General features: G+C 69.9%; 13 protein-coding genes. 6 read left to right on the top strand and 7 right to left on the bottom strand.

The window, feature by feature from the left end:
- Window positions 1-32: 32 nt before the first annotated feature.
- From V1L54_RS13385 to metK, 4 genes are read right to left on the bottom strand one after another with little or no spacing between them, the layout of a single operon-like run.
- Window positions 33-1,016 (bottom strand): carbohydrate kinase family protein, encoded by a 984-nt coding sequence (locus V1L54_RS13385; protein WP_330118198.1) that lies wholly within the window; start codon window positions 1,014-1,016, stop codon window positions 33-35.
- Window positions 1,017-1,054: 38 nt separating this feature from the next.
- On the bottom strand, window positions 1,055-1,270 hold the full coding sequence (locus V1L54_RS13380; protein WP_330118197.1) for an acyl-CoA carboxylase subunit epsilon: 216 nt from the start codon (window positions 1,268-1,270) through the stop codon (window positions 1,055-1,057).
- Window positions 1,267-2,937 (bottom strand): acyl-CoA carboxylase subunit beta, encoded by a 1,671-nt coding sequence (locus tag V1L54_RS13375; protein ID WP_330118196.1) that lies wholly within the window; start codon window positions 2,935-2,937, stop codon window positions 1,267-1,269. Before V1L54_RS13375 ends, V1L54_RS13380 begins: the two co-directional genes overlap by 4 nt.
- A 43-nt stretch (window positions 2,938-2,980) precedes the next feature.
- Window positions 2,981-4,201, bottom strand: coding sequence for a methionine adenosyltransferase (gene metK, locus V1L54_RS13370; RefSeq protein ID WP_330118195.1), 1,221 nt, complete (start codon window positions 4,199-4,201; stop codon window positions 2,981-2,983).
- Window positions 4,202-4,486: 285 nt separating this feature from the next.
- Here metK and V1L54_RS13365 point away from each other — a divergent pair, with 285 nt between their 5' ends.
- From V1L54_RS13365 to V1L54_RS13350, 4 genes are all read left to right on the top strand, one after another.
- Window positions 4,487-5,002 carry a GbsR/MarR family transcriptional regulator gene (locus tag V1L54_RS13365; protein WP_330118194.1) on the top strand — a complete coding sequence of 172 codons (516 nt, stop codon included), beginning with the start codon at window positions 4,487-4,489 and terminating at the stop codon, window positions 5,000-5,002.
- On the top strand, window positions 4,968-5,882 hold the full coding sequence (locus V1L54_RS13360) for an ABC transporter ATP-binding protein (protein WP_330118193.1): 915 nt from the start codon (window positions 4,968-4,970) through the stop codon (window positions 5,880-5,882). The genes V1L54_RS13365 and V1L54_RS13360 overlap by 35 nt, the downstream gene beginning before the upstream one ends.
- Complete coding sequence (locus V1L54_RS13355; RefSeq protein WP_330118192.1) at window positions 5,872-6,648, top strand: ABC transporter permease subunit; 777 nt, start codon at window positions 5,872-5,874, stop codon at window positions 6,646-6,648. Before V1L54_RS13360 ends, V1L54_RS13355 begins: the two co-directional genes overlap by 11 nt.
- Before the next feature lie 376 nt (window positions 6,649-7,024).
- On the top strand, window positions 7,025-7,537 hold the full coding sequence (locus tag V1L54_RS13350) for a hypothetical protein (RefSeq protein ID WP_330118191.1): 513 nt from the start codon (window positions 7,025-7,027) through the stop codon (window positions 7,535-7,537).
- A gap of 24 nt (window positions 7,538-7,561) precedes the next feature.
- Here the strand turns inward: V1L54_RS13350 and V1L54_RS13345 are convergent, their stop codons facing one another.
- Window positions 7,562-8,215 (bottom strand): sensor histidine kinase, encoded by a 654-nt coding sequence (locus V1L54_RS13345; protein WP_330118190.1) that lies wholly within the window; start codon window positions 8,213-8,215, stop codon window positions 7,562-7,564.
- Between the two features lie 85 nt (window positions 8,216-8,300).
- Window positions 8,301-9,176, bottom strand: a complete 876-nt coding sequence (locus tag V1L54_RS13340; protein ID WP_330118189.1) for a response regulator transcription factor — start codon at window positions 9,174-9,176, stop codon at window positions 8,301-8,303.
- A 295-nt stretch (window positions 9,177-9,471) separates the two neighbouring features.
- On the opposite strand from V1L54_RS13340, the gene V1L54_RS13335 reads away from it, so the two are divergent.
- Entirely contained in the window at window positions 9,472-10,542 is a 1,071-nt protein-coding gene (locus tag V1L54_RS13335) for a sensor histidine kinase (RefSeq protein ID WP_330118188.1), read from the top strand.
- A 16-nt stretch (window positions 10,543-10,558) separates the two neighbouring features.
- The gene (locus V1L54_RS13330) at window positions 10,559-11,191 is read left to right on the top strand and encodes a response regulator (RefSeq protein ID WP_330118187.1); all 633 of its coding nucleotides are present in this window, start codon (window positions 10,559-10,561) and stop codon (window positions 11,189-11,191) included.
- 321 nt (window positions 11,192-11,512) lie between these two features.
- Here V1L54_RS13330 and V1L54_RS13325 read toward each other — a convergent pair whose 3' ends face one another.
- Complete coding sequence (locus tag V1L54_RS13325; protein ID WP_330118186.1) at window positions 11,513-12,283, bottom strand: thioesterase II family protein; 771 nt, start codon at window positions 12,281-12,283, stop codon at window positions 11,513-11,515.
- Window positions 12,284-12,316 lie beyond the last annotated feature (33 nt).

The raw sequence follows: 12,316 nt of genomic DNA, 5'->3' as shown, positions 1-12,316 counted from the left end.
CAACGCGGACACACGCGCCGACTGCTCGCCGTTCATGCCGCACTCGCCAGAAGCGGCTCGACGGCCCGGGCCGCCGTGTGGCCGTAGGCGCGGTCGATACGAGCGAGGAGCTCTCCGGGCAGCAGCTTGTACTCCTGGGTGCCGACCGACTCCAGGACCACGGTGGCCAGTGCGCAGCCGAGTTGGGCGGCCCGCTTGTACGGCAGCTCCCGGGCCACGCCGGCCAGGAAGCCAGCGCGGAAGGCGTCGCCCACACCGGTCGGGTCGACGATCGCCTCGGACGGCACGGCGGGGACGTCCAGCCGAGGGGTGTGGGCCGACAGGATGGACACGCCGTCGGCTCCGCGCGTGACGACCCAGGTGCCGACCCGCCGCAGGACGGCGGACTCTCCCCAGCCGGTGCGTTCTTGGAGCAGTGCCGCCTCGTACTCGTTCGTGAACAGCCACCGAGCTCCGTCCACCAGGCGCTTGACCTGGCCGGCATCGAGGCGGGCGAGTTGCTGCGACGGATCTGCCGCCACATCGATGTCCAGATCGTGCGCCGTCACGGTGTGCCGCAGCATGGCGCCGGGGTCGTCCGCCCCCACCAGAACAAGGTCTAGGCCGTCGGAGGTCTGTCGGACGTCAGTGAGGTCGATGTGCCGTGCCTCGGCCATGGCACCCGCGTAGAAGGTGGCTATCTGGTTCTGGTCCGAGTCGGTGGTGCACATGAAGCGTGCGGTGTGCAACGTCTCGCTGATCCGCACGGCGGACGTGTTCACACCGGCTGCCTGCAGCCTGGCCCCGTAGTCGGCGAAGTCGGCCCCCGCGGCGCCCACCAGGACGGGGCGCAGACCGAGCCGGGCGAGACCGAAGGCGATATTGGCCCCGACGCCGCCACGCCGTACCTCGAGCCGGTCGGCAAGGAAGGACAGTGAGACGCGGTCGAGCTGTTCCGCGATGAGCTGATCGGTGAAGCAGCCTGGGAAGACCAACAAATGGTCGGTCGCGATCGAACCGGTCACGGCGATGCGCACGGCGTTTCTCCTTGAACCTGAGGTCGGGGCGGCGCGGGTCAGTCGGACGGTTGCCACATCGGACGCGGCACGGAGATCCAGGAGCCGGCGGCGTGGTGTGCTCCTTGGCGCAGTGCCCACCCCGCCGATGGCTGTTCCAGGGCGGAGCGGAGGGCTCCCTCGTCGCGCGCCGCCAAGGCGAGCAGGACCGCTGTCACGGCGGCCAGTTCCGCGGAGGTGGGATGGCCGTGCAGTACCCGTATGGCGCCGTTCACTGTGGTTGGTTCCCGTGCTTGCGGCTGGGCAGCGGGGCGTGCTTGGCTCTGAGCGCCCACAGCCCGTCGATGAGCCGGGTACGGGTCTCGGCCGGGTCGATGACATCGTCGACGAGGCCTCGCTCCGCGGCGTAGTACGGGTGCATCAGCTCCCGCAGGTACTCGGCGATCCGTTCGGTACGGGTTCGGGCCGGGTCGTCGGACGCGGCGATCTCACGGCGGAACACCACATTGGCGGCACCCTCGGCCCCCATGACGGCGATCTCGTTGGTCGGCCAGGCAAGGGCCAGATCGGTGCCGATGGAACGTGAGTCCATGACGATGTACGCGCCGCCGTACGCCTTGCGCAGGACCACGGACATGCGGGGCACGGTCGCGTTGCAGTACGCGTACAGCAGCTTGGCGCCGTGTCGGATCACTCCGCCGTGCTCCTGGCCCACGCCGGGCAGGAAGCCGGGTACATCGATCAGGGTGACGAGCGGGATGTTGAAGGCGTCACACATCTGGACGAACCGCGCGGCCTTCTCCGACGCATGGATGTCCAGTACCCCGGCCAGGCTCGAGGGCTGGTTGGCCACGATGCCGACGACCTGTCCGTCCAGACGTGCGAGCACGCACAGGACGTTGGTGGCCCAGCCCTCGTGAACCTCCAGGTACTCTCCGTGGTCGACGATTTCCTCGATCACCCCGCGCATGTCGTAGGACTGGTTCGGGTCGGTCGGGACCAGGTCCAGCAGGGCGTCGCAGCGCCGGTCGGCGGGGTCGTCGGCGGGAGCCGCGGGGGGCAGCTCCCGGTTGTTCGAGGGCAGCAGGGAGAGCAGGTAGCGGACCTCGGCGAGACAGCTCTCCTCGTCGTCGTGGAGGAACGAGGCCACCCCGGAGGCGGCGGCGTGCACATCGGCGCCGCCGAGCCCGTCGTGGGTGATCTCCTCGCCGGTCACGGCCTGGACGACATCAGGGCCGGTGATGAACATCTGGGAGGTGCCGCGCACCATGAACACGAAGTCGGTCAGGGCGGGGGAGTAGGCGGCGCCCCCGGCGCACGGTCCCAGTACGACGCTGATCTGCGGGATGACACCGGAGTTGCGGACGTTGCGTCGGAAGATCCCGCCGTATCCGGCGAGAGCGGTGACGCCCTCCTGTATGCGGGCGCCGGCACCGTCGCACAGCCCGACCAGAGGCGCGCCCGCGGCCTCCGCGAGGTCCATGATCTTGTGAATCTTCTGCGCGTGGGCTTCGCCGAGCGCGCCGCCGAAGATGCGGAAGTCATGGGCGTAGGCGAAGACCCGGCGGCCGTCCACCCGTCCCCAGCCGATGACGACCCCGTCGGTGTGCGGCCGTTTCGTCTCGATGCCGAACCCGGTCGCACGGTGCCGGCGCCAGGGCTCCACCTCGGTGAACATCCCTCCGTCGAAGAGGAGCTCCAGGCGTTCCCGCGCCGTCAGCTTGCCCTTGGCGTGCTGTGCCTCGGTGGCCCTGGCGCTCGGGCCGCGGCGTATCCGCTCGCGCAGACCTTCCAGCTCCGTAACCTGTTCCCGCAGGGTCGGGCGACGGGGTTCGGAGGGGGCCGACGTCGTGCCGTGCGGGGGTGAGGCGGACGCGGGAGGCGGTACCACGGTGAAGGCGTGCAGCGGATGGGCCGCCTTCCTCTGGTCGACGATGCTCATGAGACGTCCTCTTGGCGGTGGGGTGGACGCGGGCGCGTCTGTCCTACAGGCCGGCGGCGGTGCGGAGCGCGTCGGTGCGGTCGGTGCGCTCCCAGGTGAAGTCGGGCAGCTCGCGGCCGAAGTGGCCGTAGGCGGCCGTGGCCGCGTAGATCGGGCGCAGCAGGTCCAGGTCGCGGATGAGGGCGGCCGGGCGCAGGTCGAAGACCTCGGAGATGGCCTGCTCGATCTTCTCCACCTCGACGGTGTGGGTGCCGAAGGTCTCCACGAACAGGCCCACCGGCTCGGCCTTGCCGATCGCGTACGCCACCTGCACCTCGCACCGCGAGGCCAGCCCGGCGGCCACCACGTTCTTGGCCACCCAGCGCATCGCGTAGGCGGCCGAGCGGTCCACCTTGGAGGGGTCCTTGCCGGAGAACGCGCCGCCGCCGTGGCGGGCCATGCCGCCGTAGGTGTCGATGATGATCTTCCGGCCGGTCAGGCCCGCGTCGCCCATCGGCCCGCCGATCTCGAACCGGCCGGTGGGGTTGACCAGCAGCCGGTAGCCGTCCGTCTCCAGGTTGAGGCCGCTCTCGGTGAGCTCCTTGAACGTGTGCTCGACGACCTGCTCACGGATGTCGGGGAGCAGAAGTGAACCCAGGTCGATGTCGGAGGCGTGCTGCGAGGAGACGACGACGGTGTCGAGCCGGATCGGCCTGCTGCCCTGGTACTCGATGGTGACCTGGGTCTTGCCGTCCGGGCGCAGGTAGGGGACGGTCCCGTTCCTGCGGACCTCGGCCAGACGGCGGGAGAGCCGGTGGGCGAGGCTGATGGGCAGGGGCATCAGCTCCGGCGTCTCGTCCGTGGCGTAGCCGAACATCAGGCCCTGGTCGCCGGCGCCCTGCCGGCTCAGCTCCCCCTCCTTCTCCTCGGCGGCGCCCTCGACGCGCTGCTCGTACGCGGTGTCGACACCCTGCGCGATGTCTGGCGACTGGGCGCCGATGGACACCGACACCCCGCAGGAGGCGCCGTCGAAGCCCTTCGCGGAGGAGTCGTAGCCGATGTCGAGCACCGCATCGCGCACCAGCGTGGGAATGTCGGCGTAGGCGCTGGTCGTGACCTCCCCTGCCACGTGCACCTGCCCTGTGGTGATCAGGGTTTCCACCGCCACCCGCGCCCGGGGGTCCTGGGTGAGGATGGCGTCGAGAACGGTGTCACTGATGCGGTCGGCGATCTTGTCCGGATGGCCCTCGGTCACGGACTCCGAGGTGAAGAGCCGAGAAGACATGCGGTTCTCCCGTTCGGGGCGTGGTTGGTTCCCGTCGCACCGATGGTCGGGACGGTCGCCGAGACGGGACAACGGACGGCGGGCGCGGTGTCCCGAAAGAGGTAGCGCGCCCCCACTCCCTTCGGCGTATTCGCAGGTCAGCGTAGTTGGCAGGGAGTGCTGAGCCGATAGTTTCGAAAGGTGCGCCGTCTCTGCGCAAGGTTTCACACTCATAGCACCGGTAGAACCACTAGTACGTGCTGTTTGTTCAGTGTATTCTGAACAAGCCAAAGGGGGTGAAGGTTGGTGACGGGAACGACGGCCACGTCCGAGGAGCTGGAGTTCGTCGAGGCTGTTGCCCTGCAGTTCGAACAGCAGGGCCTGATCCGGATGTCCGGACGGGCCATCGGCTGGCTGCTGATCTGCGATCCGGCCGAGCAGACGCTCGGCCAGATCGCCCGGGCCCTCTCGGTCAGCGTCAGTTCGATCAGTACGGCGCTGCGGCATCTGGTGCCCAGCCAGCTTGTCGAGCGGTTCCGCAGGCCGGGGGAGCGCGGGGACCGCTATCGCATCAACCCTCATGCCTGGATTGAGCACGCCATGACCCAAGCCTCCAGGTACGGCGAGTTCAAGCGGGTGACCGCACGCGGTCTGGAGTTGCTGGCGGACGAGCCACCGGTACGGAGCCGGCGCCTGCAGGAGATGTACGACTTCTACGAGTGGCTGGAGCGTGAGATGCCCCTCGTGTGGAGTCGCTGGGAGCAAGAGAAGAAGGAGCGGATGCAGCATGACACCTGTGGCGCTGACCGAAGGACTCAGTAAGTCCTACGGGAAGCACAAAGCCCTGGACGGACTATCGCTGAGCATCAACCAGGGGGAAGTGTTCGGCTATCTCGGTCCCAACGGTGCGGGCAAGACCACGACCATCCGGCTGCTGCTCGACCTGATCCGTCCCACCTCGGGCCGAATCGAAGTCTTCGGCAAGAGTCCGCGCGAGGGCGGCAGTGAACTCCGTCGGCGCATCGGATACCTTCCGGGCGAACTGCCACTGGCCGGACGAGGTAGCGGTCTGGAGCTCCTGGAGTTCCTGGCCCGGGTTCGCGGCGGCGTGCAGAAGGCCACGATCCTGTCGCTCGCCGAGCGGCTGAACGTGGATCTCAAGAGGCCCGTCCACAACCTGTCCAAGGGCAACAAGCAGAAGGTCGGCATCATCCAGGCCTTCATGCACCAGCCCGACCTGCTCATTCTGGACGAGCCCACGACCGGTCTGGACCCGCTGGTCCAGCAGGAGTTCCTGACCATGGTGCGCGAGGCCAAGCAGAACGGGCAGACCGTGCTGATGTCCTCCCACATCCTGTCCGAGGTTCAGCACGTCGGGGACCGGGTGGCCATCATCCGCGGCGGCAAGCTGATCTCGGTCTCCGACGTCGACACGCTGCTGGAGCAGGCGCAGCGCCGGGTGGAGATCCGGTTCGCGGATCCGGTGGACCCGCGCCACTTCTCCGCCCTGTCCGGCGTTCGGGACGTCAAGGTGCAAGCCAACACGCTCAGTTGCACGCTCGACGGCGCGGCCGACGCGCTCGTCAAGGTGGCCGCACGGCACACCGTGGTCAGCCTGGTGTGCGAGGAGCCCGATCTTGAGGAAATCTTCCTGCACGCCTATGCGCAGGAGTCCGAGGAGGAGATGCACGGTGTCCGCTGAACCGCTCGCCGTCTTCGGGAAGGCACTGCGTGACCAGCGTCGCGGCCTGACCTTCTGGGCGGCCGGACTGGCTCTGGTCACCCTGATGTACACGTCGAGCTTTGACCCCGACAGGGCCTCCGAGGACCCCAGCGGCTTCCAGAAGGCCCTGGCGTTCGACGACCTGGCGACCGGGCCCGGCTTCCTGCGTGCCACGGTCCTCGGCATGATCGTGCCGCTGCTCCTTCTGGCCTACGCAACGATCACGGGCTCCAAGTCGGTCGCGGGGGAGGAGGAAACGGGCCTGCTCGACCTCTATCTCGCCCAGCCGATCGACCGAGGCCGGCTGCTGGTGCAGCGATTCGCGGCGACATGTCTGGCGGTCGCGGGGTTCTCGCTGATCGTCCTGCTCGAACTGGCGTTGCTCAGCTCGGCGCTGGACATGGGGGTCGCCTTCGGCAACCTGCTGGTCACGGTCGTCGGCCTGGCCTTCCTCGTCATCACCTTCGCGGCGGTGGCCTTCGCGACCGGCGCGATCACGGGCCGCCGCACGCTCACGCTCGGCGTGACCGCCGGTTACGGCGCCTTCTCCTTCGTGATCAACGCCCTGGCGTCGCAGTCCGAGGCGATCGAGCCGCTGAAGTACCTGTCCGCCTTCCACTACTACCTCGGCGGCAGTCCGCTGCGAGAGGGTTTCGACCCCGCCATGCTCGTACTGGTCGTCGCCCCCGCGGTGCTGTTCGGAGCGGGCCTGGCCCGGTTCAGGAACCGCGACCTGAACGTCTGACCGGCGTTCAGGGGCCCATGACACTCGGCCGCCCTCCTACACCCCCGGGGAGGGCGGCCGAGGTGCGGGGAGAGCACCCCACGGCGCCGCGGCCCCGCTGCCGCCGCATACCGGTGGGAGCGAGGCAGGGACCGGTCGGTTACGCGGTGCTGCCGCGTGGTGATCGCCGCGAGCGGCTCCCGCCTGGCTCGGCTGCGGTCCTGGTCGGGTGACCGCCGCAGCAGCGCCCGCGCCGCACGGTCCGGCTGCGGTGCGTGCCGAAGTCCGCGCGACAAGCCCTCGCACATGGATTCGCCCTTCGCCTCGCCCGTGACACGGCGGGGCGAAGGGCGGTTCTCCCCGGTGCCACCGAGGAAGTCCGTCGTCCGGGAGCACCATGGAGTCCGTCTCCGACCACCTGTTCGACCTGCTGCGCTGGGCCTGGTCGCGTCACGCCAATCCACTGAGCTGGTACATCAGGCCGTTGTTCTTCCTGCCGCTCGCCTATTTCGCCTGGTGCCGCAAGGGATGGGGACTGGCACTCACCCTGGTCGCCCTGTTGACGAGCTTCTTCTGGTTCCCCGCACCGGAGAGCCCCGACCCGCGGATCCAGGGTGTGCTGGACATGGAGCGGGCATTCCTCGCTCATCCGGGGCCCTTCCAGGCCCTGATGCTCTGCCTGGCACCCCTGATGCTCGCGGGATTCTGCGCGGCACTGTGGCATCGTTCGCTCGGCTGGGGGATCGTCATCTTCGATGCGGCGGCCTTGGGGAAGATCGTGTGGGCGGTCGCGGAAGCGGGCGGCGACGGGACGGCCACCTGTCTGCCGGTCGGCGGTGGGGCGCTGTTCGTCACGGTGCTTCTCGTCATCGCCGCCCGCCGGAAGGACATCCCGCTGTCGTTGCGGTGACAACGCTCAGGGGCACGTCCCCTGTCACGCCGCGCAAGGAAGCACCGCGACCGCCCGGAGTCCGCCTGCCGGCGAGCGGCCCAGCTCAAGGCGCCCGCCCGAGGCGGACAGCAGAGCCGCTGCGATGGTCAGGCCGAGTCCCGTTCCCCTGCGGACACGTCCCGCACCGCCCCGCCAGAACGGCTCCCCGGCACGTGCGATCTCCTTCTCCGTCATCCCCGGGCCCTGGTCGCAGACCTCCACACGAACCTGACGGGGGGCCGATCGCACCGTGACGGCGACCTCACCACCGTCCGGTGTGACATGGAGGGCGTTGTCCAGGAACACGTCCAGACACTGCTCCAGGGCCCCGGGGACCTGTGCTCCGGTGACCGCGACGCCGTCCAGACAGAGCCGCACGCCGCGGGCCGAGGCCGGGGCGTGCCAGGCGTCCACCCGGGCTGCGGCGGCGCCGAGGGCGTCGACCGTCTCCACGGGCGTTTCGGCCTCCTGCGCCATGCTGCTCCAGGCCAGGACCTGCTCCAGCACCTGGGAGAGACGTTCCACCTCGCGCAGAACACCGTGAATCTCCTCTCGCGCCGGTGTGGGGGTCCGGGGGAGCCTGTCGAGGACGAGCTCCAGCCGGAGGCGTACGGAGGACAGCGGGCCGCGCACCTGGTGGGCGGCCGCCGCGGCCACCGTATGGGATCCCGCTCGGAGGAGGGGCGGTGCCGGAACGGGCGCAAGGGTGGTCGGACTGATGGTCATCGCGGCAGGTCCTGTCTCAGACATGTGCGGCCGCCGGCACCGACAGCCGGTAACCGACTCCGCGTACGGTCTCGATCCACTTGGTGTTGCCGAGCTTGGAACGCAGCGAGCCCACGTGAACATCGAGCGTGCGGGTGGAGCCGTACCAATTCTCGTCCCACACCCGCGACATGATCTCCTGGCGCTGCACCACGGTCCCGGGGTCCTCCATGAGCACCGTCAGGAGGTCGAATTCCTTGCGGGTGATGCGTATCTCCTTGCCACGCACGTACACCTTGCGGGTGCGCGGGTCCAGCTGGATCGGGCCGGCCGCCAGAGCGGCCTGTGCGGAGCGCTGTTCCGCGCGCGGCGCGTCTTCCGGGCAGGACGCCCGCAGCGGGGGGGACGCAGGAGTGGGGGCGGACGCGGCCGTCCCCGGAAGGGCCTCCGGCGCCGCCGCGCCCGTGGTCGGTGCCGGAGGCTGGGCGGGGACGTGGGAAAAGCCGGAAAGCGACGCGGCGGCGGGCGAGGCTGCCGGGCTCGCCCCGTGGAGGGCGTAGCCCCCTGCCCGGCGGAAGACGGCCCGGATCCGGGCCACCAGTTCATGGCGGCTGAAGGGTTTGGCGACGAAGTCGTCCGCGCCCATGTGCAGAGCCATGACCCGGTCGAGTTCCCCGGTCCGGCCGGTGAGTGCGATGACCGGGACGTACGCCACCTCGCGGATGCGTCGGCACACCTCGTGGCCGTCCAGGTCCGGCAGACCGAGGTCGAGCAGGACGAGATCGGCGTGCGGGAGGTGGGTCAGAGCCTCCTCGCCGGTCCCGACGCGATGGGTGCGGAAGCCGTGGGCTCCCAGTGCGTCACCGAGCGCTTCCGCCATGCCGTCGTCGTCCTCGACGATCAGGATGTTCATCGATGGGTGCCCTCCCCCGCTGACAGAATCCGAGCCGAAGGAACAGTTGAGAAGCTTTGCCGGTCCCATTTAATAAAGGCGGTCGGCCGGTATCAACGGTGGGCGAGGTCCTCGGGTCCAGGGAGGTACCGGGGCATGTGTCTTTCGGGGTACGGGTCCCTCCGCTGTTCGAGCTTGACATTTCCTGACGTCACTCGACCGAGTGCTCGATATACTCCCCGGGGTCCGGACATAGGTACGGACCGGGAGGGCGCCCGGTCGACGGGGGGTGTCTTCAGTGGGGGCGGGTCAGGCCATGGGCAGCACCGCTGCCGCCGTGCTCGAACGCCGGACGGACGAGATTCTCACCGCCTACCGGGCAACGCTGCACAGTACCGACTCCGCCCTGTTAAGGGAGGAGGGGAGCGTCGATCACTATCTCACCGAGGCGCGGCGCGTCCTTGCCCATGTGATCGCCGAGTTGCACCGCGGAACCTACATCCCGCACGGTACGGATCACCTGGGGACGGACAGCCCCGATCCCGGCGGCCCGCGCACCCACCCCGTCGAGTCGGGGCGCGCCGCCACCGCGCTGTTCGACGCGGTGCTGGTCGTCCTCATGGACGAGCCCGAGAGCATACGGCCCAGGGGAGCGGAGGCGGCCGTTCTTTTCTCCCTCCTCCACCGGCAGATCGTGGCCCGCCACACGGCCCGGTCCGTGACCCACATCGGCTACCTGCTGGAACGCATACGCAACGCGCACAACGACGAACGCCAGCGCGTCGCGCGCGAGCTGCACGACGAGGTGGCCGGCCACCTCGGCAGCGCGCTCAACTGGTTCGAGCTGCACGAGGTGTACGAGCAGGACTGCCCCGAACTCGCCCGGGAGAAACTGCAGGCCGCCCGCACCACCGTGCGGGAGTCGCTGAGCAGCCTGCGAGACGTGATGGCCGGCCTGCGCCACCGGATAGACACCGCCTCACTGCGCACCGCGCTGACCCAGGACCTCGAGGGCATGGGGGAGCGCGCGGCCGAGGTACGGGTCACGGTGACGGGAGACGAAGCATGGCTGCCGCCCGGAGCGGCTGAGGAGCTCTTTCTGATCATCCGCGAAGCCCAGCGCAACGCCGTGCGGCATGCGCGGGCGGCGCTGGTCACCGTCGAGGTGCACGTGGCGCCCGGCGAGGTGCGGGCCGCGGTGGAGGACGACGGCGTCGGATTCGATCTCGTGGCGACGGCGCCCCGCGGACACGGCGGCATGCTCTCCATGAGGGAGCGGGCCGAGCTCCTCGGCGGCAGCGTCACCGTCGAATCGCAGCCGGGCTGTGGCACGCGCATTCTGGTCTTCGTACCGCTGAAGGGGGACGCGAGTGGAGACTGTACGTAGACCGATCAGGGTCCTGATGGCCGACGATCACACTCTCTTCCGGGAGGGCGTGATCGAGATCCTCACCGCTGCGCAGGGGATCGACGTCACGGGGGAGGCCCACAGCGGGGAGGACGCGTGCGAGAAGGCGGCCAGGCTCCGCCCCGACGTCGTCATCCTGGACGTCGAGATGCCGGGGCAGGGCGTCCGGGAGACCATTCCCCGCCTTCGCCAGGTCTCGCCCCACTCCCGGGTCGTCGTGCTCACCATGCACGACGACGTCGTCCTCGCCCGGGAACTGCTCGCCCTGGGAGCCAGCGCCTACCTCGTCAAGGGATCGACACGGCACGAGCTGGTCTCGGCGATCCACAGCGTCGTCGTCGACCGCGGACCCGGCCATGTGATCCTCTCCGTGTCCCAGCAGGGCCTCAGCCGGGTGGAGCAGGGCCCCGGCGACATCCTGTCGGACCGCGAACGGGAAGTCCTCGCCCTGACCGCGGAGGCCCTGAGCAACTCCCAGATAGCAAACCGGCTGAACATCGCCGAGGGAACCGTCAAACGCCATCTGCGCAACGTGTACCGCAAGCTCGGCGCTGTCTCCCGGCTGGATGCGGTGAACAAGGCCGCGGCCGCTTCCCTGATACCGGTGCCGCGCGTGAAGGACGACTGACGCGGCGGCCCCGACGGGGCCGGCCCCGCTTCGGGCCCGGCCGGACCGGCTCCGAGGTGTCGCGCTCGTCGGCTGCGCACGCCCCGGCACACGCCGGGGCATCGGCCGGGACGACCGGTGAGGTCGGCCGGGGAACGGTGCGGGCCGCGGCAGGCGAGGGCAGGGGCCGCCGTCCGGAACCGTGCCGCGGACGGGCGGCCACGCCGCTGAGCATCTGCCGGCCCCGGTCCGGCATGCCGTGCCGAGCACACCGTCCGGTGCGTCCGGCGGTTCCCGCGGCGGGCACCCGGGGCGTCCCGCCGCGGGCGACACCTCCGTGCATCACGGGATCATCGCACCGTACAGATCCTCCACGATGTCCGCGACCAGTTCGGCGCGGCGGTGGTTGAGGAAGAAATGGCCGCCGGGGAAGGTGCGCAGACGGAAGCGGGCGGCGGTGTGCTGGTGCCAGCCCTCCAGCTCCCCGGGACCGAACTCGGGGTCGTCCTCGCCTCCGTACGCCGTGACCGGACAGGACAGTGGGTCCGCGGTTGTGTGGGCGTACGTCTCCAGCAGCGTGACGTCGGCGCGCAGCACCGGCAGGTACAGGGCGCGCAGCTGGGGGTCATCACGGATGGCGGGCGGGATGGCGTTGAAGCGCTGGTCCAGCGCCTTCAGGAGCAGGTCGTCGGGCAGTTGGTGGATCACGGTGTGCCGGAGAGGAAGGTGCGGGGCCGAGCGGGCGGACACCGCGAGATGGACGGGCTCCCTGCGGTGGGAGCGGCGCAGCTCGCGGGCGAGCTCGAAGGCGATCAGCGCGCCCAGGCTGTGGCCGAACAGGGCGTACGGACCGTCCAGCGCGGGGCCGAGGACGGCCGCTGCCTCCTTGACCAGGACCGGCACGTCGGTGCGCGGTTCCTCGCGGAAGCGGGACTCGCGCCCGGGCAGTCTGAGGAACCAGGGCTCGACGGTGTCCGGCAGCAGGTCGCTCCAGCCTTGGAACGCGGCGGTGCCACCACCGGCGTACGGGACGCAGACGAGCCGGAGCAGAGGCGCGGTGCGCGGGGCGGGGCGCAGGACCCAGCGGTCGAAGTCGGACAGGGCCGTGGTCATGAGCACTCCAGGGGAGGGAGTGGCGCCGGCGGC

The sequence above is a fragment of the Streptomyces rubellus genome (assembly GCF_036323805.1).
Taxonomy (GTDB): domain Bacteria; phylum Actinomycetota; class Actinomycetes; order Streptomycetales; family Streptomycetaceae; genus Streptomyces.
The sequence above is the reverse complement of the archived record's forward strand: the minus strand, read 5'-3'. Positions and strand labels throughout refer to the sequence as shown.